Annotated in this window: 20 protein-coding genes; 11 read left to right on the top strand and 9 right to left on the bottom strand. The window is 71.5% G+C overall.

Annotated features, from left to right (window positions below):
- Positions 1-27: 27 nt before the first annotated feature.
- Both ACIBF7_RS22445 and ACIBF7_RS22440 read right to left on the bottom strand, forming a co-directional pair.
- The gene (locus ACIBF7_RS22445; protein ID WP_397198046.1) at positions 28-2,292 is read right to left on the bottom strand and encodes a pectinesterase family protein; all 2,265 of its coding nucleotides are present in this window, start codon (positions 2,290-2,292) and stop codon (positions 28-30) included.
- Positions 2,293-2,450: 158 nt separating this feature from the next.
- The gene (locus ACIBF7_RS22440) at positions 2,451-3,230 is read right to left on the bottom strand and encodes an IclR family transcriptional regulator (protein ID WP_271276965.1); all 780 of its coding nucleotides are present in this window, start codon (positions 3,228-3,230) and stop codon (positions 2,451-2,453) included.
- A gap of 112 nt (positions 3,231-3,342) precedes the next feature.
- Here ACIBF7_RS22440 and ACIBF7_RS22435 point away from each other — a divergent pair, with 112 nt between their 5' ends.
- The 10 genes from ACIBF7_RS22435 (at position 3,343) to ACIBF7_RS22390 (ending at position 13,105) form a co-directional block, all read left to right on the top strand.
- A complete protein-coding gene (locus ACIBF7_RS22435; RefSeq protein WP_271276939.1) occupies positions 3,343-3,996 on the top strand; it encodes an ABC transporter permease in 654 nt (217 codons plus the stop codon).
- Complete coding sequence (locus tag ACIBF7_RS22430) at positions 3,983-4,987, top strand: ABC transporter ATP-binding protein (protein WP_271276940.1); 1,005 nt, start codon at positions 3,983-3,985, stop codon at positions 4,985-4,987. Before ACIBF7_RS22435 ends, ACIBF7_RS22430 begins: the two co-directional genes overlap by 14 nt.
- Positions 4,977-5,744, top strand: coding sequence for an ABC transporter permease (locus ACIBF7_RS22425; RefSeq protein WP_222709055.1), 768 nt, complete (start codon positions 4,977-4,979; stop codon positions 5,742-5,744). Before ACIBF7_RS22430 ends, ACIBF7_RS22425 begins: the two co-directional genes overlap by 11 nt.
- Positions 5,745-5,812: 68 nt before the next feature.
- Positions 5,813-6,787 carry a glycine betaine ABC transporter substrate-binding protein gene (locus tag ACIBF7_RS22420; RefSeq protein WP_219548519.1) on the top strand — a complete coding sequence of 325 codons (975 nt, stop codon included), beginning with the start codon at positions 5,813-5,815 and terminating at the stop codon, positions 6,785-6,787.
- Between the two features lie 234 nt (positions 6,788-7,021).
- Positions 7,022-8,041 carry a LacI family DNA-binding transcriptional regulator gene (locus tag ACIBF7_RS22415; protein ID WP_397198045.1) on the top strand — a complete coding sequence of 340 codons (1,020 nt, stop codon included), beginning with the start codon at positions 7,022-7,024 and terminating at the stop codon, positions 8,039-8,041.
- 240 nt (positions 8,042-8,281) lie between these two features.
- Entirely contained in the window at positions 8,282-9,382 is a 1,101-nt protein-coding gene (locus ACIBF7_RS22410) for a Gfo/Idh/MocA family protein (RefSeq protein WP_397198044.1), read from the top strand.
- Positions 9,379-10,377, top strand: a complete 999-nt coding sequence (locus tag ACIBF7_RS22405; protein ID WP_397198043.1) for a PmoA family protein — start codon at positions 9,379-9,381, stop codon at positions 10,375-10,377. Before ACIBF7_RS22410 ends, ACIBF7_RS22405 begins: the two co-directional genes overlap by 4 nt.
- The gene (locus tag ACIBF7_RS22400) at positions 10,374-11,342 is read left to right on the top strand and encodes a cupin domain-containing protein (protein ID WP_397198041.1); all 969 of its coding nucleotides are present in this window, start codon (positions 10,374-10,376) and stop codon (positions 11,340-11,342) included. Before ACIBF7_RS22405 ends, ACIBF7_RS22400 begins: the two co-directional genes overlap by 4 nt.
- Entirely contained in the window at positions 11,335-12,384 is a 1,050-nt protein-coding gene (locus tag ACIBF7_RS22395; protein ID WP_397198265.1) for a LacI family DNA-binding transcriptional regulator, read from the top strand. The genes ACIBF7_RS22400 and ACIBF7_RS22395 overlap by 8 nt, the downstream gene beginning before the upstream one ends.
- A 61-nt stretch (positions 12,385-12,445) precedes the next feature.
- Positions 12,446-13,105, top strand: coding sequence for a nucleoside monophosphate kinase (locus ACIBF7_RS22390; RefSeq protein WP_148033305.1), 660 nt, complete (start codon positions 12,446-12,448; stop codon positions 13,103-13,105).
- Positions 13,106-13,119: 14 nt separating this feature from the next.
- Here the strand turns inward: ACIBF7_RS22390 and ACIBF7_RS22385 are convergent, their stop codons facing one another.
- From ACIBF7_RS22385 to ACIBF7_RS22355, 7 genes are all read right to left on the bottom strand, one after another.
- Positions 13,120-13,575, bottom strand: a complete 456-nt coding sequence (locus tag ACIBF7_RS22385) for a hypothetical protein (protein WP_271276945.1) — start codon at positions 13,573-13,575, stop codon at positions 13,120-13,122.
- 16 nt (positions 13,576-13,591) lie between these two features.
- Positions 13,592-14,428, bottom strand: a complete 837-nt coding sequence (locus ACIBF7_RS22380) for a glycerophosphodiester phosphodiesterase family protein (protein WP_219548531.1) — start codon at positions 14,426-14,428, stop codon at positions 13,592-13,594.
- Positions 14,429-14,527: 99 nt separating this feature from the next.
- Positions 14,528-15,205, bottom strand: a complete 678-nt coding sequence (locus ACIBF7_RS22375) for a hypothetical protein (protein ID WP_271276946.1) — start codon at positions 15,203-15,205, stop codon at positions 14,528-14,530.
- Complete coding sequence (locus ACIBF7_RS22370; protein WP_148033301.1) at positions 15,202-16,092, bottom strand: carbohydrate ABC transporter permease; 891 nt, start codon at positions 16,090-16,092, stop codon at positions 15,202-15,204. Before ACIBF7_RS22370 ends, ACIBF7_RS22375 begins: the two co-directional genes overlap by 4 nt.
- On the bottom strand, positions 16,092-17,015 hold the full coding sequence (locus tag ACIBF7_RS22365) for a carbohydrate ABC transporter permease (protein ID WP_271276947.1): 924 nt from the start codon (positions 17,013-17,015) through the stop codon (positions 16,092-16,094). The genes ACIBF7_RS22370 and ACIBF7_RS22365 overlap by 1 nt, the downstream gene beginning before the upstream one ends.
- Positions 17,016-17,105: 90 nt before the next feature.
- A complete protein-coding gene (locus tag ACIBF7_RS22360) occupies positions 17,106-18,410 on the bottom strand; it encodes a sugar ABC transporter substrate-binding protein (RefSeq protein ID WP_271276948.1) in 1,305 nt (434 codons plus the stop codon).
- Between the two features lie 29 nt (positions 18,411-18,439).
- A complete protein-coding gene (locus ACIBF7_RS22355) occupies positions 18,440-19,330 on the bottom strand; it encodes a hydroxyacid dehydrogenase (RefSeq protein WP_246640779.1) in 891 nt (296 codons plus the stop codon).
- A gap of 363 nt (positions 19,331-19,693) precedes the next feature.
- Between ACIBF7_RS22355 and ACIBF7_RS22350 the strand changes: the two genes are divergently transcribed.
- On the top strand, positions 19,694-21,568 hold the full coding sequence (locus ACIBF7_RS22350) for a DUF2264 domain-containing protein (protein ID WP_397198040.1): 1,875 nt from the start codon (positions 19,694-19,696) through the stop codon (positions 21,566-21,568).
- Positions 21,569-21,577: the final 9 nt, after the last annotated feature.

The raw sequence follows: 21,577 nt of genomic DNA, 5'->3' as shown, positions 1-21,577 counted from the left end.
GTCACGCGGACCGGCGCGTGGCAGGTTTCAGCGGATGCGTCCCGCGCCCGCACCGGCGGGAACCAGGGCGCGCAGCGCCCGCGGCGGGTGGACGCGGGTGTACAGGGCCGGCGTCCAGCCGGCGTCACCGCCGAGGCTCGCGCCGGCGGCGGCGTTGTGGGCGGCGACCAGGTCGACCGGCCGGCCGTCGACCAGGTTGTCCTTCGCGGTGATGGCGGCGCCCTTGAACACGGTCAGCACCTTCTCGGCGGCGATGCCGTCGAACGCGTTGGCGTTCGCGTACACCTGCGACTGGAAGCCGACGCCGATGCTGTACACGTACGGGCCGCCGCCCGTGAAGTAGTTGTTGTAGACGTGCACCTGGCCGAAGCGCACCCGCGGGGTCCGCTGGCCGAGCCCTTCGAAGTAGTTGTGGTGCACGGTCACCTTCAGCTTGTCCGCCTCCTGGTACGAAGCGGGGTTGTCGGTGTTGCCGATCAGCGTCACCTTGTCGTGGTCGCTCAGGTGGTTCCACGACAGGGTCACGTAGTTCGAGCCGCGCACCACGTCGAGCAGCCCGTCGTGCACCTGGTACGGCCGGCCGAAGTACAGCGGCTGGTTCGCGTCCGGGTTGTCGCCGTCGTTCAGCGTGTTGTGGTCCAGCCACACGTGGGTCGAGCCGGAGATCTCGACGTTGTCGAAGGAGGCGTTCCAGTTGCCCTCCTCGCCGTCCGTCGGGTCCCACTGCGGGAAGCAGTCGGCCGTGTCGCTGATCGTGAGGTTGCGCACGATCACGTTGTCGGCGTTCCTGATCCGCAGGCCGAAGCTCTTCAGCGCGGCGTCGCGCCCCAGCCCGGCCAGGGTGACGTTGGAGCCGACCGCGATGCTCACGTGCTCGCTCATGGCGTTGTACGAGGCGCGGCGGGCGTCCTCCAGCGGCCCTGACGGCGGGCTGGAGCGGCCCCACACGGCCGGGTCGTAGGCGGCCAGGTACGCCTCCAGGCTGTAGCCGCCGACGGCGTAGTCCGCGCAGGTCAGCGGGTTGCCCGCGGCGTCGGTGTCGGCGTCTATCGCGCCCTTCACGTACACGATCCGCGGCCGGTTGTCGGCCGGCTCACCGAGCGCGGCGATCAGCTCGGCCCTGGTGGAGACGACGTGCACGTCCTCCGGGCGGGCGGCGGAACCGCCCGTGGTGCCGGTGCCGGCCGCCGCCCAGCCGTCCTTCTCGCCGAGCGTCTCGCGGCCCAGCCGGTACGGGTCGGGCCGGTCGTGGTGGTGGCGGACGGGGTTCCAGCCGTCGCGGCCCTTCAGGTAGTGGTGAGGAGTGAGGCGGGCGGCGTCCCGGGCGGAGAGCTGCGGCCGGTCCTCGCCGGCGGTGGCGCCGGGGCCGTGGTTGCGGTACTCGGACAGGCGCGCGTCCCGCCAGCTCAGGCCCGACATGTCGGTCCACGGGGCGTCCTTGAACTGCTGGCCCAGCCACGACTCGCGGACCAGCACCTGCCCGCGCGCCGTCGGCGACCCGCCTGCCGGCCACGGCCGGCCCAGGTGGTACGTCCCGGCGGGTGCGTCGCTGACCAGGTGGCTGCGGTGGATCAGGAACCCGTACGGGTTGGCCACCTCGGTGCTCGCGGCGGTGACGTAGCCGTTGTTGGCGGCGTCGCCCCGGTCCAGGGCCTTGATGACGCACCGGTCGAAGACGGCGGTGGCCCGGCCGAAGATGAAGTCCACGTCGCCTTCCACGTAGCAGTCGTGGAAGTACTGCCGGGCGGTCGCGCCCGCGCTCTCGGTGTTGGCGTAGAGCGTGTCCTGGTTGCCGATGAACCGGACGTTGTCGTACACCTGCCGGTCGCCGGTGGTGCGGACGGCGACGGCCTGGCTGGGGCCGTTCGCGGCCTCGTCGTAGGAGTTCTCGAACGTGAGGTCGCGCGCGGTGAAGTCGGGCGCGCTGATCACGTACGAGGCGCTGCCCGAGGTGCCGTACGGCCCGGAGCCGTCGGGCCGCTGGATCGTGGCGGCGGCGTCGAAGGTCAGCACCACCTTGGCGGGGTCGTCGGTGTCTCCGGCGAGGGTGATGTGCGGCTTGTCGGCGGGGATGACGACCTGCTGCTTGTAGGTGCCCTCGCGGACGAGGACGGTCACCGGCCTGGCGTTGCCGGAGGGCACGGCGTCCACGGCGTCCTGCACGGTGGTGTGGTCGCCGGAGCCGTCGGCGGCGACCACGATGACGCTCCTGGGCGGGGGAGCGGCGGCGGCGGGGGCGGCCGCCGCGATGATCATGACGGCGATCACCGGGGGGAGTGACAGAAGTCGCATGCGCAACCTCTCGTGAGGGTGGCAATCGGTTGCACGAAACGTTGACGTAGCTCTCCTGAAACGTCAATGGTTCCTAGTAAAACTGCACTGTTGCTGCGGCAAGCGGTTGCAGCTCTGGCAGAACAAAGGCCCCCGCGCGGACGCGGGGGCCGGTGACGCTAGGGCCGCGGGTAACCGAGGGCGGCGGACAGCTCCTGGGCCGACTCCGCCACCACCTTGCCCATCTCCTCCAGGCGCGACTCCGGGGGCACGCGGGTCAGCGACATGCTGATGGCCGCGACGATGAGGCGGCGGTGGTCGCGCACCGGGGCCGTGATGCCCCCGGGGAGGTCGTCCAGCTCGACCGCGCTCACCACGTACCCGAACTCCCGGACGTGCGCCAGGTCGGCGAGCCACTGCTCCTCGTCGGCGATCGCCGAGTCCAGGCCGCCCGGCAGGGAGGCGCGCAGCAGCTCGCGCACGTGGTCCTGGTGCCAGTCGGCGAGCAGCGCCCGCCCCGCGCCCGCCATGAGAACCGGCACCGCGACGCCTTCCCAGACCCGGTGGTACGCCCGTGACGAGGGGGCCGACAGCAGGGTGAGCACCTGCTCGCCGCGGAGCACGCACAGGTGGGTGTCCTCGTCGAAGGTGGACGCCAGCCGCCGCAGGCACGGCGCCGCCATCTGCGCCAGCCGGGCCTGCTGGGTGCGGGCCGCGAGCGCGAACAGCCGCCAGCCGAGCCGGTAGCGCCGGGTCAGCGGGTCGCGTTCGACCATGCCCTCGGCCTCCAGCGCGCGCAGCGCCCGTGACACCTGGCTCTTCTCCCGCCCCAGGCGTTGCGCGATCCAGCTCACGCCGAATCCCTCGGCGTCACGTTCAGCGCCGTGACCAGCGAGAACGTCAAGGATCTCCAGGTCTCGGCGGAGACCCGCCGACGACACTGCCGGCCTCTCGGTCATGCTCATCCGTTCATAACAATGGTGTTGCGCTAAGTGCAACAGATTTTGCAATCACCGCAACACGGTCATACGTTTACATGCCAGTGCAAGAGTAAGCGAAGGCGGTTCTTTCATGACTTTCGGCGAGTACGTGGTCTCTCGATGGGGGACTCTCTCGCTGGCCGCTGCCGAACACGCCCTGGTCGTCGCCATCGCGATCGGCATCGCGACCGTGGTGGGCGTCGGCATCGGACTCCTCGGTTTCCAGGCGCCCAAGGTGCGCGGAGCCTCGCTGGCGCTGTCCGCGGGCATCCTCACCATCCCCTCGCTGGCACTGCTCACTCTGCTCATCCCGATCACCGGACTCGGCTGGGGGCCCACGCTCGTCGCGCTCACCGGGTACGCCTTCCTGCCGATCATCAGGAACACGGTGACCGGGCTGAACGGCGTCGACGCCGCCACCGTCGAGGCGGGCCGCGGGATGGGCCTGAGCGCCGCGAGGGTGCTGCTGAAGGTGCGGCTCCCGCTGGCCTGGCCGCTGATCCTGACCGGCGTCCGGGTCTCGGCCCAGATGCTCATCGGCATCGCGGCCATCGCCGCCTACGTCGACGGCCCCGGCCTCGGCACCCAGATCTTCGAAGGACTGGCCAGGCTCGGCTCGGTGAACTCGCTGAACGCGACGCTCGCCGGAACGCTCGGCATCGTGGTCATCGCGGTGCTCTTCGACGCGTTCTTCTTCGCCGTCCGCCAGCTGACCACACCAAGGGGGCTTCGTGTTCGACCGTGATCCAGCAGGCGTCCGCATCGAGTTGCGGGGGCTGACCAAGCACTACCCGGGGCAGCCGGCTCCAGCGGTCGACAACGTCAACCTCGACATCCCGGCCGGTGAGCTGGTCGTCTTCGTCGGGCCGTCCGGCTGTGGCAAGACCACCACGATGAAGATGATCAACCGGCTGGTGGAGCCCACCTCCGGGGAGATCCGCATCGGCGGCGAGGACGTGCTCAACCTGCACCCCGACGAGCTGCGCCGGCACATCGGGTACGCCATCCAGCAGGTGGGGCTGTTCCCCCACCTGACCGTGGGCGAGAACGTGGCCCTGGTGCCCAAGCTGCTCGGCTGGCCCGCGGCCAAGGTCGCGGACCGGGTCGAGGAGCTGCTCTCGCTGGTCAACCTGGAGCCCGGCGCGTACCACGACCGCTACCCGCGTCAGCTGTCCGGAGGGCAGCAGCAGCGGGTCGGCGTGGCCCGCGCGCTGGCCGCCGACCCGCCGGTGATGCTGATGGACGAGCCCTTCGGCGCCACCGACCCGATCACCCGCGAGCACCTGCAGAGCGAGTTCGCCAAGCTGCAGAAGAAGCTGCGCAAGACGATCATCTTCGTCACGCACGACTTCGAGGAGGCGATCACGCTCGGCGACCGCATCGCGGTGCTGCGCGAGCGCTCGCACATCGCCCAGTACGACACGCCCGCCAACATCCTGGCCGCGCCCGCCGACGACTACGTGGCCGGCTTCATCGGCCAGGACGCCACGCTGAAGCGGCTGGCGCTGCTGACGGTAGACGACGTGCCGGCCGTCGGGCCCGTACCGTCGAGCAACGGGCTGCCCCGGGTGGACGCGGGCACCAGCCTGCGCGAGGCGCTGGACACCATGGTCGCCCACGGCAGCGACAGGTGCGCCACCCCGTCCGGGGTGCTCACCTACACCGCGCTGTGCGAGGCCGTGGGCACGGACGGCGCGAAGACCGGCCGCGAGGAGGTGGCGGCCGGTGACCGCTGACACGATCGCCATCGGCCGGGCCGGCGCGCCCGTCCGCGCTTCCGGTCTGCGCCACGTGCTCACCCCGGCCGCGATCGCCGTCGTCCTGGTCGCCCTCTACGCCTGGGTGAGCACGCTGGAGCTGGACTCCATCGAGCGCCGCAGCCTCAACCGCGAGGTGATCGTCGCCAAGGTGATCGAGCACCTGCAGATGACCGTGGCGGCCACCGCCCTAGTGGTGATCATCGCGGTCCCGCTGGGCATCGTCGCCTCGCGCTCCAGGAACCGGTTCATCACCCCGGTCATCCTCACCGCGGGCAACCTCGGGCAGGCCGTGCCGTGCATCGGGCTGCTCGTGCTGGCCACGTTCGTGCTGGGCGTGGGCTTCCAGACGGCGCTGGTCGGCCTGGTCATCTACGCCGTGCTGCCGGTGCTGCGCAACACCATGGTCGGGCTGCAGCAGATCGACCCCGCGCTCGTCGAGTCCGCCCGCGGCATGGGCATGACCAAGGGCCAGGTGCTGCGCCGGGTCGAGCTCAAGCTCGCGGTGCCCGCCATCCTCGCCGGTCTGCGCACCGCCCTGGTGCTGACCGTCGGAGTCGCCACGCTCGGCGCCTTCGTGGCCGCGGGCGGGCTGGGCGAACTGATCATCAACGGGCTCAAGCTCAACCGGATGCCCGTCACCATCGTCGGCGGCGTGCTGACCGCGTGCATCGCCTTCTTCATCGACTGGCTGGGCAGCCTCGCCGAGAAGCTGCTCAAGCCCCGTGGCATGTGATCCCGCCGACTTCCCATCCCTCGAATCCCGATTTTTCGTAAGACCCCCACCGCGAGAGGTGTTTTCACGTGTTTTCCCGCCCCGTCCGCCGCAAGTTCGCCGTGCTCGCAGCAGCGGCCCTGACCCTGACAGCGGCCGCCGGATGCGGTGGCGGCGGAAGCGCCGTCGAGGCGTCCAGCGCAGGCACCGAGCTGGAGGGCGCCTCGTTCGTCGTCGGCTCCAAGGACTTCACCGAGAACATCGTGCTCGGCAAGATCGCCGTGCAGCTGCTCAAGGCGCACGGCGCCGAGGTCGAGGACAAGACCAACCTGGGCGGCACGGTAACCAACCGCAAGGCGCTGCAGGCCGGTGAGATCGACCTGTACTGGGAGTACTCCGGCACCGGCTGGATCGAGCACCTGAAGAAGACCGAGCCGATCCAGGACTCCGCCGAGCAGTTCAAGGCCACCGCGGAGGCCGACCTGGAGCAGAACCAGATCCGCTGGATCGGCCCGACGCCGCTCAACAACACCTACGCCCTGGCCATCCGCTCGGAGAAGGCGCAGGAGCTGGGCGTCAAGACGGTCTCCGACGTGGCCGAGCTGGCGAAGACCAAGCCGGAGGAGGTCACGATGTGCATCGAGACCGAGTTCTCCACCCGCGACGACGGCCTGCCCGGCCTGACCAAGAAGTACGACTTCGAGATGCCCAAGGACCGGATCGCGCTGCTGGACACCGGCGTCGTCTACACCGAGACGGACAAGGGCGAGACCTGCAACTTCGGCGAGGTGTTCACCACCGACGGCCGCATCGCCGCGCTCGACCTGACCGTGCTGGAGGACGACAAGAACTTCTTCCCGATCTACAACGCCGCGGTCACCGTCAAGGACGACCTGTACAAGAAGCACCCGGCCCTGGAGCAGGTGCTGAACCCGGTCATCGCCAAGCTGGACGACGCCACCATGCAGGCGCTCAACGCCCAGGTCGACGTGGACGGCAAGGAGCCCGGCACGGTCACCGCCGAATGGCTGGAGCAGAACGGCTTCCTCGGCAGCAGCAGCTGACCGGCCGACCGCAGCGGACGTGAGCGGGGCGGTCGTACGGGTGATCGTCTCGCCGTGAAGGGCCCGGGCGCGCGCGTCCGGGCCTTCGGCGTTCCCTCCCGGCTCCGAAAGTTTCGGAGCCGCGGCGCATCCCTTACCCTCGTGAGTCGGCGTCGCGGAAGAGCCGGCCCGCATGGGCGTCGGCTCCGGCCGCGCCGCCGTGAGTCGGCGTCGCGGAAGAAGGGAGCCGGCCGGATGCCTCACGCGGCGAGACGTACGGTCACGCTGCGCGACGTGGCGGCGGCCGCCGGGGTCTCGGTGGCGACCGCGTCACGGGTGCTGGGCGGCAGCTCGCGCGCCGTCGCCCCCGAGTACGAGCGGCGCGTCCTGGCCGCGGCGGAGGCCCTGCGCTACACCGCGGACGCGGCGGCGCGCGCCATGCGGCGGGGGAGCGAGGCGATCACGCTCGTCACCGACGACCTGACCACCCCTGCCATGGGCGTCGTCGTGTCCGCGATGGAGCGCCAGGCCAGGATGACCGGCGTGTTCGTGACCGTCTCCGCCACCCACGGCGCCCTGGAGCGGCAGCTCGAAACGGTGCGCCTGCTGCGCGCGCTGCGGCCGCGCGCGCTCGTGCTGACCTCCTCCCGGTTCCGCGCGAACGCGCTCGACGACCGCCTGACGGACGAGTTGCGCGCGTACGAGCGAGCGGGCGGGCGGGTGGTGATCGTCGGCGTGAGGGACCGGGCGTTCGACTCGATCGCCTTCGACGACCACGGCGCGGGCCGGGCGCTGGGCGCCCACCTGGCCATGACCGGCCACCGGCGGGTGGCGATCCTGGCCGGCCCCGAGGACCGGGCGAACTTCGCAGCCCGGGTCGCGGGCTGCGCCGAGGGGCTGCGCCGGGGCGGGGTGCCCGCCCGCCAGGTGCGCGTCGTGCCCTGCGAGGCCGGCAGGGACGGCGGGTACGCGGCGGTCCGGCGGCTGATCAGGAGCGGGCCGCCGGAGGCGGTCGCGGCGGTCAGCGACGTCCTCGCGATCGGCGCCCTGGCGGCCCTCCGCGAGGCCGGGGTGCCCGTCCCCGCCGAGGTGTCGGTGGCGGGCATCGACGACATCCAGCTCGCGGAGGACGTGACGCCGAGGCTGACGACGGTCGCGCTCCCGCTGGCCCACGTCGGCGCCGAAGCCATCCGCCTAGCGCTTCGGGAGACCCCCGAACCCGAACACCTGACGGTCCAGGGCACCCTCGTCATCCGCGGAACCACCCGCCCCTGACCGGCGGGAACCGTTCCCGCCGAGGCCGCCACCCGCCCTGAGCCGGGCGTCGCCGTCCGGCGGTAACCCCATCCGCAGAACCCCCCTGATCCGCGGGAACCGTTCCCGCCGAGGCTTCCACCCGCCCCTAGGCGGGCGTCGCGGTCCGGCTGAAAGCCCCTTGACGGTGAAGTCCGGGAAAAGGCAGACTGCGGAATGCGTTTTCCCGGCGCGCGCCCCCCACGCCCCCCGAAGGGTCACATGTCTCAACGCAGCTACCGGTCCGCGATCGTCGGCACCGGCGGGATCGCCACCGCCCACGCACAGGCCGTCGCCGGGTCCGGCGGGCGGGCGCGCCTCGTCGCGGCCGTCGACGTCGACCTCGGCAGGGCCGAGACCTTCGCCGCCACCTGGCAGGTTCCCCGCACCTTCACGACTCTGACCGAGCTGCTCCGCGAGGAGCGGATCGACCTGGTCCACCTCTGCACCCCGCCCCTCCTGCACGCCCCGCTCGCGCTCGAATGCCTCGAAGCGGGCGTCACGGTGCTCGTCGAGAAGCCGCCCACCCTCTCCCTGGCCGAGCTCGACACGCTCGCCGAGGCCGAGAGCCGCTCGACGGCCCACATGGCGACCGTCTTCCAGCACCGCTTCGCCCCCGGCGCGGCCCGGCTGCGCCGCATGCTGGACGGCGGCGAACTGGGCCGCCCGCTGGTCGCCACCTGCCTGACCCAGTGGTACCGCGGCGACGCCTACTTCGAGGTCCCCTGGCGCGGCACCTGGGCCTCGGAAGGCGGCGGCCCCACCATGGGCCACGGCATCCACCAGTTCGACCTGCTGTTCTCCGTGCTCGGCCCGTGGCGCGAGGTCAGCGGCCTGGCCGTCCGCCAGGCGCGCGACACCGAGACCGAGGACGTCTCGATGGCCATGGTCACGTTCGAGAGCGGCGCGGTCGCCTCGGTGGTCAACTCGGTGCTGTCGCCGCGCGAGACGTCCGTGCTCCGCTTCGACTTCGAGCGCGCCACCGTCGAGCTGGAGCACCTGTACGGCTACACCGACGCCGACTGGAGCGTCACCCCCGCCCCCGGCTGCGAGGACGTGGCCAAGCGCTGGTCGGCCGAGGGTCGCAGCGCCGATTCCAGCGGCCACCACGGCCAGCTCGCGGCGGTGCTCGACGCGCTCGACCGGGACGAGGCGCCGCCGGTCACGCTGGCGGACGCCCGCGTGACGATGGAGTTCGTGGCCGCCCTGTACGCCTCCGCCTTCACCGGCGAGCGGATCACGCGCGGGCAGGTCGGCCCCGGCAGCCCGTTCGCCCGGCGCATGGACGGCACCGGCGCCCCCTGGGAAGGAACGGACGGATGACCCCCCTCCAGGCCGTCCACACGCTGGGCCGTTCCGTCGCCGTCACGGCCGGGGACGTCGAGCTGTTCGCCTACGTCTACCGTCCCGACACGCCCGTCCTGGAGTCGCCCAAGCCCTACCTGCACCCGGTGCGCACCCTGGGCGGCGACGTGGTGTCGCTCTACCGGCCGCACGACCACGTCTGGCACAAGGGCATCGCCTGGTCGCTGCCGCACGTGGGCGAGCACAACTTCTGGGGCGGGCCCACGTACGAACGCGGGCGCGGCTACGTACAGCTCGACAACAACGGCAGCGCCGTGCACCGCGAGATGACCGCGCTCGGCGCGGACGGCGGGCGCGCCGGTCTGGCGCACCGGCTCGACTGGATCTCCCAGGCGGGGCGGCCGGTGATCGAGGAGCGGCGCTCGCTCACGGCCACCGTGCTGGACGAGACGGCCTGGGCGCTGGTGTTCGGGACGGCCATGACGAACGTGTCAGGCGGGCCGCTCGACTTCGGCTCCCCGACCACCAAGGGACGCGAGAACGCCGGTTACGGCGGGCTGTTCTGGCGCGGCCCGCGCTCGTTCACCGGCGGGATCATCCAGTCGCCGTCCGGGGCGGGCGGCGACGAGCTGCGGGGGACGCGGGCCGAGTGGTTCGGGTTCCGCGGGCGTCACGACGAGACCGGAGGCTGGTCCACGATCGTCATGGTGGACGACGCGGCCAACCCTCAGCACCCGCCGCGGTGGTTCGCCCGCAGCGAGATGTTCGCCTGCCTGTGCCCGGCGCCGTTCTTCGGCGAGGAACTGCGGGTCGAGCACGGCCGCACGCTCGGCTTCCGGTACGCGGTCGTGATCGCCGACGGAGACCGGGGCGACGAGGGCAGCGCGCTGCTGGCCGAGCGGGGCCGCGCGGTGCTGGCCGACGTGTCAGCCGACGTGCGGGCCGACGTGCGGGCCGACGTGCAGGCCGACGTGTCCGCCGCCTTGGCGCCGCCGGGCGGGGCCGTCGCATGACGGCGTTCCCCGGCGGCACCTCCGTCTCCCGGCTGGCGGTCTACACCGGCGCGTGCGCCGACGGGCTCGAAGGCGGCACCCCTCACTTGCACACCGCCTCCACCGAGGCCTACGTCGTCACCGGCGGGCGCGGCGCGCTGCAGACGCTCGACATGAACGGCCTGCGCGAAACGGAGCTGACCGCGGGGACGACCGTGTGGTTCACGCCGGGGACCATCCACCGGGCCGTCAACCGGGGCGGCCTGGAGGTGGTCGTCGTCATGCAGAACGCCGGGCTGCCCGAGGCGGGCGACGCCGTCATGACGTTCCCGCCGGAGGTGGTGTCCGACCGGGACGCCTACCAGGAGGCGGCCGGGCTGCCCGCTGGCGGGGAGGAAGCGGCCGTGGCGCGGCGGCGTGACCTCGCCGTCGAGGGGTTCCTCCGGCTGGCCGAGAGCGCCCGCGCCGGCGACTACGGGCCGCTGCTGCGCTTCTACGACAGCGCCGTCGCCCTGGTCCGGCCCAAGGTCGCGGGGTGGCGGCGCATCTGGGAGACCACGGTCGCCGCGGGGACCCGCGACACCGCCGAGGTGCTCGACGCCCTCGGCCGCGGCGACGGCATCCACCTGCGGCACGCCATGCTCCTGGAGGCGCCGCCGCAGGAACGCTGGGGCATGTGCGGCCACCTCCGCGCCCACGACGTCACCCGCCCCATCGTCCACGCCCCCGTCCATCCCTCCACGCACCCACCCGTCTCTCAACCCGCGCACTCACCCGTCGATCCACCCGCTCACGCGCCCGTCTCTCAACCCGCGCATCCACCCGTCTCTGAACCTGCGCACCCACCCGTCAAGCCCTCCGCGCACTCACCCGTCTCTCAACCCTCGCACTCACCCGTCGATTCACCCGCGCACCCACCCGTCGATCCGCCCGCTCACGCGCCCGTCCATCCGCCCGTGCGCCCGGCGTCCGGCCGTGATGCCTGACGGGGCCGAGGGCACGGGCGCGGTGACCCTGCATGACGTGGCGCGGGAGGCGGGGGTCTCCGTCGCCACCGCGTCCCGCGCGCTCAACGGCAGCGCGCGCAACGTCCGCACCGAGAACGCCTCCCGGGTCCGGGCCGCCGCGGCCAAGCTCAACTACCGGCCGCACCTGTCGGCGCAGGCCATCGCCAGGGGCCAGACCAGGACCGCGGCCCTGGTCGTGGGCGACGTGGCCGACCCGTACTTCTCCGCCATCGCCGCCGGCGTCACCGAGGCCGCGGAGGCGGCCGGGCTGATCGTCACCATGGCGGTGGCCGGCCGTTCCCCCGAACGCGAGCTGGAGATCATCCGCACGCTGCGCGGCCAGCGCCCCCGCCTGATCGCCGTCGCCGGCAGCCGCATCGACGGCGCCGCGACCAGGGCCGCGCTCTCCGGCGAGCTGGAGGCGTACCGGTCCGCCGGCGGCCGGGTCGTCATGATCAGCCAGCGCGACCTGCCGTTCGACACGGTGACCATCGACAACGCGGGCGGCGCGTACCAGCTCGCCCGCGCGCTGGCGGCGGCCGGCTACCGGCGGTTCGCGCTGTTCCGCGCGCCCGTCACCGTGCGCACCTCCCGTGACCGGTGCGCCGGCTTCCTGGCGGGACTGCGCGAGCTGGGCCTGGCCGTCGAGGACCGGTTCGTGGTCGAGACCGAGTTCACCCGCGCCGGCGGCTACGAGGCCGCGCGCCGCCTCGCCGAGCGCGGCCTGGACGGGCTGGAGGTGGTCTTCGCCGTCACCGACGTGATGGCGATCGGCGCCATGTCCGCCTTCCGCGACGCCGGCCTCGTCCCCGGCAGGGACATCGGCGTCGCGGGTTTCGACGACATCGACTCCGCCGTGGACGTGACCCCCGCGCTCACCACCGTGGCCGTGCCGCTGCGCGAGGTGGGGCTCACCGCGATGCGGGTCGCCCTGTCGGACGACCCGGGGCCGGTGAGCGTGCAGACCTCGACGACGGTGCTGCTCCGCGAGAGCACCCCGGTACGCCCCCGGACCCGCTGACGTCTCCGGCCGTGCTGCAAGAAAAGGGGTACGGTGCCCTGACGGTGGCAGAAAGGCAGACATGCGGAAATTTGTGATCATGGGGGTGCAGGGGAGCGGCAAGGGGACGCAGGCGGCGATGCTCTGCGACGATCTCGACCTCGTGCACATCAACGTGGGCAACATCTTCCGCTGGCACGTCAAGAACCACACCAAGATCGGCGCCCAGGTCCGCCGCCTCGTCGCGGCCGGTGAGCTGGTCGGCGACGACCTGGTGGAGGACGTCGTGCGCGAGCGGCTCCAGCAGCACGACTGGAACTTCGGCTTCGTCGTCGACGGCTTCCCGCGCAACCGGCGGCAGACCGAGTTCTTCCTGGAGAGCTACGACATCGACGGCGTCATCCTGCTCGACCTGCCGGACGACGAGGTGCGCCGCCGGGTGCTGGCCCGCCGCCTGTGCTCGCGCTGCGGCATGGACTACAACCTCATCGCGCACCGCCCCGAGACCGAGGGCCGGTGCGACGTGTGCGGCGGCGAGCTGGTCACCCGCGCCGACGACACGCCGGAGGCCCTGGCCCGGCGGCTGCGCGACTACCACGGCAAGACCGACCCGGTGATCGACCTGTTCCGCCGCAAGGAGTACGTGGTGGTGGTCGACGCGCGCGACGACCAGGCGACGGTCCAGCAGACGATCAGGGACCGCCTCGGGCTGCCCGCCTACCGCGCCGGTTCGAGGACCTGAGCCGGGAACGGTCATCAGGTGGCCGCGCCGGGCGCGCTCTCGTGCCCCGGGAGGCCGCGGGTGCGGCGGCGGGCCTTCATCTCGGCCTCGTAGACGTGCGTGCGCCCGCCCACCAGCCGGTCGCGGGCCTCGGCCTCCAGCCGCTGGAACGTCGCGTAGTAGCCGGCGTCGTACTCCTCGACGACCTGGAACGTCCACCGGCCTTCCAGCACGTTCAGCCCGATCAGCTCCCGTTCGATGCGCCCGGCCAGCTCGCCGTGCCCGGCGCCGCGCAGCAGCTCGGCCACCTCGTCGAGGGCGTTGTCGGCGCCGCCGGTGAGCTGGTGGAAGGCGTAGAGGTGGCCACGCGCCCGATGGATCTTCTCCAGGGCCTCGCTGAACAGGCCGAGCGCCTCGACGACCTCGTCGGTCACGCCCGGCGGCCGCCGGTGCGCGGGGTCGGGGTCTCCGCTGCCGTGCTGATCTGTCATGGTTTGGCGCTACCCGCTAGAGGCCCGCCAGCACGTCCGGCCGGTTGGTGATGATGCCGTCCACCCGGTACGAGACGAGCCGCCGCATGATCTCCGGGTCGTCCACCGTCCAGGTGAAGACCTGCATGCCGAGCTCCTGGACCGCCTCCACGTAGCCGGGGGTGAGGTCCCGGTACGGCGGGTTGACCTGGCCCGCGAACTCGGCGAGCCCTGCCAGCTCGTCTGCCGTGGGCGTGCCGAGCAGGCCGACCGGCACGTCCGGCATCAGCCGGTGGAAGGTCCGCATCGAGTCCCAGTCGAACGACTCCACCACCACCGGGCCCGGCCACGAGCGGCGCAGCTCCAGCACCGTGCGGCGCTCGATGCCGGGATAGAGCTCCGGGGCCTTGATCTCCAGCAGCAGGCCGAGGCCGGTGCGGTTCATCGCCTTCAGCGCCTGCCGGAGGGTCGGCACCCGCGTGCCCGCGAACGAGGGGCCGAACCACGAGCCGGCGTCCAGCCGGCGGATCTCGGCGAGGGTGAAGTCGCCCACCCGCCACGGCGACCGGTCGGGGAACACGGACTCCACGTCGGTGGTGCGGGTGAGCGTGGTGTCGTGCATGAGGATCAGCGCGCGGTCCTTGGTCTCCTGGACGTCGAGCTCGAACATGTCGGCGCCCTGCCGGGCGGCCAGCTTGAGAGCGCCGATCGTGTTCTCGGGAGCGTAGGCGGAGGCCCCGCGGTGGGCGACGTTGGAGACCCCGGCGGGCGGCGCGGCCCCGGCCGGGACGGTGAACGGGCTGGTGACCAGGCTGGTGACCATGGCCAGGGCCACCAGGACGGTCATGAGGACGGTGCGTGTGCTTCGGGACATGGGTCTCCTCGATAGCGGGGAGTCGCCTACGCACCGAACCTGACGTGCCGTCATGACGAAGTGTTGACGCGGAAGTGGACGTCCGATGGACCTTGCGGATCAGCTCTCCGTCAAGAGCGGCCGCACCACGTACCTCATCGTGGCCCAGACCACGTACAGCAGCGGCGCGAGCGCCAGCAGCAGGCCGAGCACCGGCTTGAGCAGCACCACCGCGACCGCGAGCGCGAGCACCGCGAGCGTCGGCGCCGTCAGGTACCAGCGGCGGGCCACCAGGTACAGGCACGGCCGCACCAGCTCGCGCACCCGGCGCGGCGACTCCGCCACCACCACCAGCACCGCCACCGTCACGGCCACGACCAGCGCGGCCCCGGTGGCGAAGAACGGCACCAGGGCCGCACCCCACGAGGCGCCGGCGACCACCACCGCGTCGACCGCGAGCACGCTCACCGCGACCGCCCCCGCCAGCCACGCGGCCAGCGCGCGCGTCGCGGCCCGCCGGTAGCCGGACCAGAAGGCGCGCAGCACCGCCGTCGAGCCGTCGTCCAGCAGGGCGAAGCACCGGAACGCGCCCGCCAGCGCCGGCGCGCACACCGCGGACAGCACCGCGAAGAACGGCCACGACAGCAGCGGGTCGCGCACCAGCGCCAGCGCGGCCAGCAGCGGCGCGCACGACAGCGCCAGCAGCACGTTCGTCATCAGCCCGACGTAGACGGTGCCGAAGACCTTCTCGTACGTCTCCTGCCGAGCCGGACGCAGCAGGCCGCGCGCCGCGCTCATCCTTTCAACCCGCTCGTCGCGATGCCTTGGATGAAGTAGCGCTGCCCGAACAGGAAGATGACCATGACCGGCAGCACCGACAGCACCGCGCCCGTCATGATCATGGCGTAGTCGGCCTGGTACTGCCCGACGAAGGAGCGCAGGCCGAGCTGCACGGTCCACAGCTCGTTGCTCGTCAGGTAGATGAACGGCCCCATGTAGTCGTTCCAGGTGCTGACGAACGTGAGCAGGGCCAGGCTCGCCAGCGCCGGCTTGGAGAGCGGCAGGATGATCCGCCGGTAGATGCCGTACTCGCTGAGCCCGTCGATCCGCGCGGCCTGGCACAGCTCGTCCGGGATCGACATGTAGTACTGCCGCATCAGGAAGACGCCGAACGCGCCGAACGCCTGCAGCAGGATGATCGACAGGTGCGTGTTGATCAGGTCGGCCCGCTGCATCATGATGTACTGCGGCACCATGTAGGCCTGCCACGGCACCGCGATCGTGGCGATGTAGGCCAGGAAGAGCCCGTCCCGGCCGGGGAAGCTCACCTTGGAGAAGCCGTAGGCGGCGAAGCTGCCGGTCAGCACCTGAAGAAACGTGATGACGACCGACAGGTAGAGCGAGTTGCCCAGGTAGGTCGCCATCGGGATCTGCTCCCAGATCTCCACGTAGTTCGACCAGCGGAACTCCCGCGGGATCCACTCGATGGGGATGGTGAAGACCTCGTTGTTCCGCTTCAGCGACGAGGTGACCATCCACCCGAGCGGCAGCAGCACCAGCAGCGTCACCGCGACGAGCGACACGTACGCCAGCGTCCTGCGGAAGATCCTGGGCCCGCGCGGCGGCGGGCCGGCCTGGCTCGCGCCGGGGCCGGCGGCCGGGGGAGCCTCGCGCAGCGTGGTCATCAGGAGCTCCTCCGTTCGTTGATGCGGAACTGGACGACGGTCACGGTGAACACCAGGAGGAACAGCACCAGCGCGATCGCCGACGAGTAGCCGAACTCGCCCTCCCTGATGCCCTCACGGAAGATGAGCTGGGCCAGCACCAGCGTGCTGCGGCCCGGCCCGCCGTCGGTCATGACCACGATCAGGTCGAGCACCTTGAAGCTCTGGATGGTCAGCATGACCAGCACGAAGAACGTGGTCGGCCGCAGCGACGGGAGCGTGATGCGCCAGAACCGCTGCCAGGCGTTGGCCCCGTCGACCATGGCGGCCTCGTAGTACTCCTTGGGGATCGTCTGCAGACCGGCCAGATAGAGCACCATGTAGTAGCCCATGTCACGCCACACGCTGGTGGCGATGACCGCGGGCATCGCCCAGTCGGTGCTCGCGACCCAGCGCGGCGGGTCCTGGACGCCGATCGCCTCCAGGAACAGGTTGACCGGCCCCGCCGTGGGGTTGAACAGCATGTTCCAGACCACGGCCACCGCGACCAGCGAGGTGACGTACGGGAAGAACGCCGCGGTGCGGAAGAACTCGACGCCGCGCAGCCTGCGGTTCAGCGCCATGGCCAGCCCGAGGGCGGCGGCGAGGGTCAGCGGGATGTGGCCGGCCGAGTAGTAGATGGTGTTGCGGAGCGCCACGTGGAAGTTCTCGTCGTTCCACAGCCGCGCGAAGTTCTCCAGCCCCACCCATTCTGGGTCGTTGGCGGAGTCCCATTCCATGAACGCCAGCGCGAACGCGGCGAGCACCGGGACGAGCGTGAACAGGGCGAAACCCAGGAAGTTCGGCAGGATGAAGCTCCACCCGATCAGGGTGTCGCGCCAGGCCCGCCGACGGCGGGGCGCCTGCGATCCGCCCGGCGCCGGGTGCGTCATTACGTGCGCCATGGTGTCCCTCTATGGCTCCTTTCGCGAAGACTCCTTCGCGAACCTGATGCGGGAGCGGCGGGCGCCCCCCTGCGCCCGCCACGGCGTCCCTTAGTTGAGGACTTCGCTCTTGACGCGGTCGTTCATCGACTTGATCCCCTCGGCCACCGACTTGTCGCCGACCATGATCAGCTGGTGCTCCTCGTTGAGGATGGTGTCGACGTCGGAGGTCTTGTCGCTCACCGGCATCTCCAGCACGACCTTGTCCGGCTCGAACGCCTTCTTCGACAGGTCGTCGGCCGGCATGCCCTTGAGGCCGAAGTACGCCTCGGTGATCGCCGGGTCCTGCAGTGCGGGAACCACGCCCACCTTGGTGATCGCCTCCGCGCCGGCCTTGCTCGCGGCGAACTGGACGAACTTCCTGGCCAGGTCGGCGTTCTCGCTCCGCTTGTTCACCGCGAACGCCGTCGGCGACCCGAACGTGGTGACGTCGGTGGCGCCCGGCCGCTGCGGCATCGGGGCCAGCGCCCAGTCGACCTGGCTCTCGCCCTTCTCCTTGGCCTCGAGGATGCCGGAGATGTACCAGGTGCCCATGGGCATCATGGCCGTCGCGGCGGTCTCGAACATGGTCCGGTAGTCGGCCTGCTGGGCCGTCGCGGTGCCGAAGTCCAGCGCGTTGCCGCCCTTCTGCAGCGACAGCGCCATGTTGTACTGGTCGGCGAAGAAGTTGTAGTCGCCGCTGAGCTGGTCGCCGCCGGTCTGGGCCGCCGAGATCGCCTGGATCACCGACCGCCAGGTGTGGTGGTAGGTGCCGTAGACCTTCTGGTTGCCGTCGCCCTGGCTGAGCTGCTGGGCGTACTTGGCGTAGTCGTCCCAGGTGATGGGGCCGTCGAGCTTGATGTTCGCCTTGTCGAACATGGCCTTGTTGTAGTAGAGCAGCCAGAAGTCCTGGCGGTACGGCAGCGCGAAGTAGCTGTCGTTGACGTTGAAGGCGTCCAGGCCGGCGAGCTTGGAGGTGTCGGTCGACTTGACCATGTCCGTGATGTCGAGGAGCTGCCCGCGGGCGGAGTAGCGCGAGTAGTCCGTCACGTTCTTCATGGTGATCACATCGGTCTTGTCGCCACCGGCCAGCATCGTGGTGACCTTCTCGGGATAGTCGTCCGCGAGAATGTCGGCCGGCTTCACCGTGACCCCGGGGTTCGCCTTCTCGAAGGCGTCGAACAGGGCGGTGAACTCCGGCGTCTTGGCGAGGTTCCACACGGTGATCGTGAGGGTGGTGCTCCCGCCGCCTTCGGCGGTCTCACCGGAGCCGCCGCCACCGCACGCGGCGACCGCGAGGGCGAGCGCGGTGGCCACTCCCGCGGTCTTCACAAGATGGCGGCGCACTCTGGCCTTGGGGGGGTTCGAAGGGATCATTGATCCGGTCTCCTTCCATGAAGCCGGGCTCAGGCGCTCACGCTGATCTCGTCGGCTGTGACCGGCGCCCGTGGCGGCAGGCCGGACAGGTAGCGTTCGAGCTCGTCGAGGGCGCTCTCACTCATCCGCCGGGTCTCTGATCCCAGAGATCCGGCGACGTGGGGGGTGATCATGACGTTGTGCAGGTCGTACAACGGCGAGTCGGCGGGCAGCGGCTCCGGGTCGGTGACGTCGAGGATCGCGTCGAGCCGCCCCGTCACGCACTCGCTCTCCAGAGCGGCGGTGTCGAGCACGGACCCACGCGCCGTGTTGATGACGGTCGCGCCGTCCCTCAGCAGGGCGAGCTCCGCCGCCCCGATCAGGTGACGCGTTTCGGGCAGCGCGGGCACGTGCAGGGTGAGCACGTCGCAGCGCCGCAGCAGGTCGGGCAGCTCGACCAGCCTGCCGCCGGCCGCGCGCACCTCGGCCGGGTCGGCGTACGGGTCGGCCACCAGGATGTCGACCTCCAGGCCGCGAAGCCTTTCGGTGACCCTGCGGCCCACCCGCGAGAAGCCGACGACGCCGATCGTGCGCCCGCGGTTGGACAGCTCGCCGCGCCCGGCCGCGTAGGACCAGTCGTCGCGATGTTTGCGCGCGTCGTGGGCCAGGAACGGGGCCTTCTTGCCCGCGAAGATGATCGCGGCGAGGGTGAACTCGGCGACCGGTATCGCGTTCTCGTCGGCGGCGTTGGTCACGAGTATCCCGCGCCGCCATACCTCGTCGGTGACGAAGGAGCGTACCGTGCCCGCGCAATGGAAGATCGCCCGGAGCTCCGGCGCACCGGCCAGCAGCTCCTTCGTCAGCGGCGGGCAGCCCCACGAGGTGACGAGCACCTCGACCTCGCGCAGCCTGCGCCGTACGAGCGGGTCGTCGAAGTTCATGGTCGAGATAGGATCGGTGAGTTCGACGAGTTCGTGCAACCGTCGTAACTGCGGCTCCTGAAACTGCACCCCGAAGTGCGCAGGATCCATGACCAGCAGGGCCTGTGGTCGACGACGGTCTCTCACCCGGGTCCTTTCGGCAGCAAGCGCTTACCAGTGTCGCTGATCATGTCCGATCATTTCAATCACGTCAAGATCTCTTTAGGGCGCTATACGATCGTTATCGATCGTCAAGGTCAGGCTTGGCGGCGCATTTCGGCGTGAAGGCTGATCGAAGTGAGCGCTTTTGATCAGTCTTTGCTTGACGTGTTCGCATCGGTGATGCCAGCATCGCCTGAACTCATCGCTGACTGTGGAGGCCCGATGCGCTGGCTGCGGGAGCTGGACGACCGGAAACGCTCGCCCCACACCGGCTGGACCCGCGACCACTGGGCGGCGCTGGCCGACCACCTCCTGCTGTCGGCGCGGCGCCACGCGTCCCCCTCGCACGCGCGGATCTCCTTCCCCGGCGAGCCGGGCGGCTACGGCCCCGACGTGGACGGGCTGGAAGGGTTCGCGCGCACGTTCCTGGCCGCCGGGTTCCGGGTGGCCGGCGAAGGTGGCCGTGACCCGCACGGCCACCTGGAGTGGTACGCGCGCGGCCTGGCCGCCGGCACCGACCCGGGCTCCCCCGAGCGGTGGGTGCGGCTGGACGAGCACGACCAGGCCAAGGTCGAGGCCGCCTCCATCGCGCTGGTGCTCCACCTGACCAGGCCGTGGCTGTGGGACCGGCTCGACGACGGCGTCCGGGAGCGGGTGGTCGCCTATCTGGCCCCGGCGATCGGGTCCTGGTATCCGCCGATCAACTGGGTGTGGTTCCAGATCGTGGTCGAGCAGTTCCTCGCCTCCGTCGGCGGGCCGTGCTCTCGCGCCGACATCGAGGCCGGGCTCGCGCTCACCGACGGGTTCGCCCGCGAGCAGGGCTGGTACGCCGACGGCGACAAGCGCGCCTACGACCACTACGTCGGCTGGGCGCTGCACTTCTACCCGCTGCTGTGGACCGAGATGGCCGCCGGCGACCCGGCCGCCGACACCCGCCGCCCCGCCTACCTGTCGAGGCTGGAGCGCTTCCTGAGCGACGCCGTCCACCTCGTCGGCGCCGACGGGTCGCCGCTCATCCAGGGCCGCAGCCTCACCTACCGGTTCGCCGCCGCCGCCCCGTTCTGGGCGGGCGCCAGGGCCGGGGTCGGGTCGCCCGGCCTGCTGCGCCGCGCCGCCTCCGGCATCGTCCGCCACTTCGCCGAGCACGGCGCCCCCGATGACGACGGCCTGCTGACGCTCGGCTGGCACGGCCCGTGGCGGCCGATCGCCCAGTCCTACTCCGGCACCGGCTCGCCCTACTGGGCCGCCAAGGGCCTGTACGGCCTGGCGCTGCCCGCCGACCACCCCGTGTGGACCGCCGTCGAGGAGCCGCTGCCGGTGGAGGAGGGCGACTTCCAGCTCGCGATCCGGTCACCCGGCTGGCTGGTCTCCGGCACCCGCGCCGACGGCGTCGTCCGCGTCGTCAACCACGGCACCGACCACGCGCTGCCCGGCGACCAGCTGTCCGACTCCCCGCTCTACGCCCGCCTGGGTTACTCCACCGCCACGTCGCCCGTCCTGGCCGGCCCGCACGCCGCCGACCCGCTCGACCAGTCGGTCACCCTCCTGGACCCGTCGGGCCGGCCCAGCCACCGCACCGGCTTCGACGCCCTCCTCGCCGACCGCCTCCCCACCGGCACCGCGCTCGGCGCCTCCCGCTGGCGGGCCCACTGGGTCGAGCCCGGCCTGGACGCCCCGGACCACGGCTCGGGCCGCGCCGGCGCCGCCACCCCCGGCCCGACGCTCACGGTCGTGTCCGCGCTGCGCGGCCCCTGGGAGGTCCGGCTCGTCCAGGTGGCCGCCCCATGCACGTCTCCTTTGCGGATCGGCGGCTGGCCGGTCTCGTCGGCCTCCGACTCCCTGATCGTCCCCGGCCCCGGCCTCGACCTGGCGGACGTCACCCGCGCCGAGGACGCCACCCCGCTGTCCCCGGAGACCTTCATCCCCTGGTGCGGCACCACCGCCGCCGCCGAGCCCGGCCGCTGGTACGTCGCCGGCGTCCATCTCGGCACGGCCGCCTCCCCGGCCCCCGAGATCGCCTGGACCGCCACCACAGCCCGCATCTCCTGGCCGGACGGCGTCACCGACACCCTCGACCTTCCCGCCCTCCTCCGCTGACGGGACGGC

It is taken from the genome of Nonomuraea sp. NPDC050478 (assembly GCF_044458265.1).
Classification (GTDB): domain Bacteria; phylum Actinomycetota; class Actinomycetes; order Streptosporangiales; family Streptosporangiaceae; genus Nonomuraea; species Nonomuraea ferruginea.
The sequence above is the reverse complement of the archived record's forward strand: the minus strand, read 5'-3'. Positions and strand labels throughout refer to the sequence as shown.

What these genes read in the sequence shown, in the direction of transcription:
- ACIBF7_RS22445 (WP_397198046.1), bottom strand. Translation starts at nt 2,292, where the DNA reads ATGCGACTTCTGTCACTCCCCCCGGTGATCGCCGTCATGATCATCGCG.
- ACIBF7_RS22405 (WP_397198043.1), top strand. Translation starts at nt 9,379, where the DNA reads ATGACCCCCCTCCAGGCCGTCCACACGCTGGGCCGTTCCGTCGCCGTC.
- ACIBF7_RS22365 (WP_271276947.1), bottom strand. Translation starts at nt 17,015, where the DNA reads ATGGCGCACGTAATGACGCACCCGGCGCCGGGCGGATCGCAGGCGCCC.
- ACIBF7_RS22415 (WP_397198045.1), top strand. Translation starts at nt 7,022, where the DNA reads ATGCCTCACGCGGCGAGACGTACGGTCACGCTGCGCGACGTGGCGGCG.
- ACIBF7_RS22440 (WP_271276965.1), bottom strand. Translation starts at nt 3,230, where the DNA reads ATGACCGAGAGGCCGGCAGTGTCGTCGGCGGGTCTCCGCCGAGACCTG.
- ACIBF7_RS22370 (WP_148033301.1), bottom strand. Translation starts at nt 16,092, where the DNA reads ATGACCACGCTGCGCGAGGCTCCCCCGGCCGCCGGCCCCGGCGCGAGC.
- ACIBF7_RS22375 (WP_271276946.1), bottom strand. Translation starts at nt 15,205, where the DNA reads ATGAGCGCGGCGCGCGGCCTGCTGCGTCCGGCTCGGCAGGAGACGTAC.
- ACIBF7_RS22380 (WP_219548531.1), bottom strand. Translation starts at nt 14,428, where the DNA reads ATGTCCCGAAGCACACGCACCGTCCTCATGACCGTCCTGGTGGCCCTG.
- ACIBF7_RS22360 (WP_271276948.1), bottom strand. Translation starts at nt 18,410, where the DNA reads ATGATCCCTTCGAACCCCCCCAAGGCCAGAGTGCGCCGCCATCTTGTG.
- ACIBF7_RS22355 (WP_246640779.1), bottom strand. Translation starts at nt 19,330, where the DNA reads ATGAACTTCGACGACCCGCTCGTACGGCGCAGGCTGCGCGAGGTCGAG.
- ACIBF7_RS22410 (WP_397198044.1), top strand. Translation starts at nt 8,282, where the DNA reads ATGTCTCAACGCAGCTACCGGTCCGCGATCGTCGGCACCGGCGGGATC.
- ACIBF7_RS22385 (WP_271276945.1), bottom strand. Translation starts at nt 13,575, where the DNA reads ATGACAGATCAGCACGGCAGCGGAGACCCCGACCCCGCGCACCGGCGG.
- ACIBF7_RS22390 (WP_148033305.1), top strand. Translation starts at nt 12,446, where the DNA reads ATGCGGAAATTTGTGATCATGGGGGTGCAGGGGAGCGGCAAGGGGACG.
- ACIBF7_RS22400 (WP_397198041.1), top strand. Translation starts at nt 10,374, where the DNA reads ATGACGGCGTTCCCCGGCGGCACCTCCGTCTCCCGGCTGGCGGTCTAC.
- ACIBF7_RS22395 (WP_397198265.1), top strand. Translation starts at nt 11,335, where the DNA reads ATGCCTGACGGGGCCGAGGGCACGGGCGCGGTGACCCTGCATGACGTG.
- ACIBF7_RS22350 (WP_397198040.1), top strand. Translation starts at nt 19,694, where the DNA reads ATGCGCTGGCTGCGGGAGCTGGACGACCGGAAACGCTCGCCCCACACC.
- ACIBF7_RS22435 (WP_271276939.1), top strand. Translation starts at nt 3,343, where the DNA reads ATGACTTTCGGCGAGTACGTGGTCTCTCGATGGGGGACTCTCTCGCTG.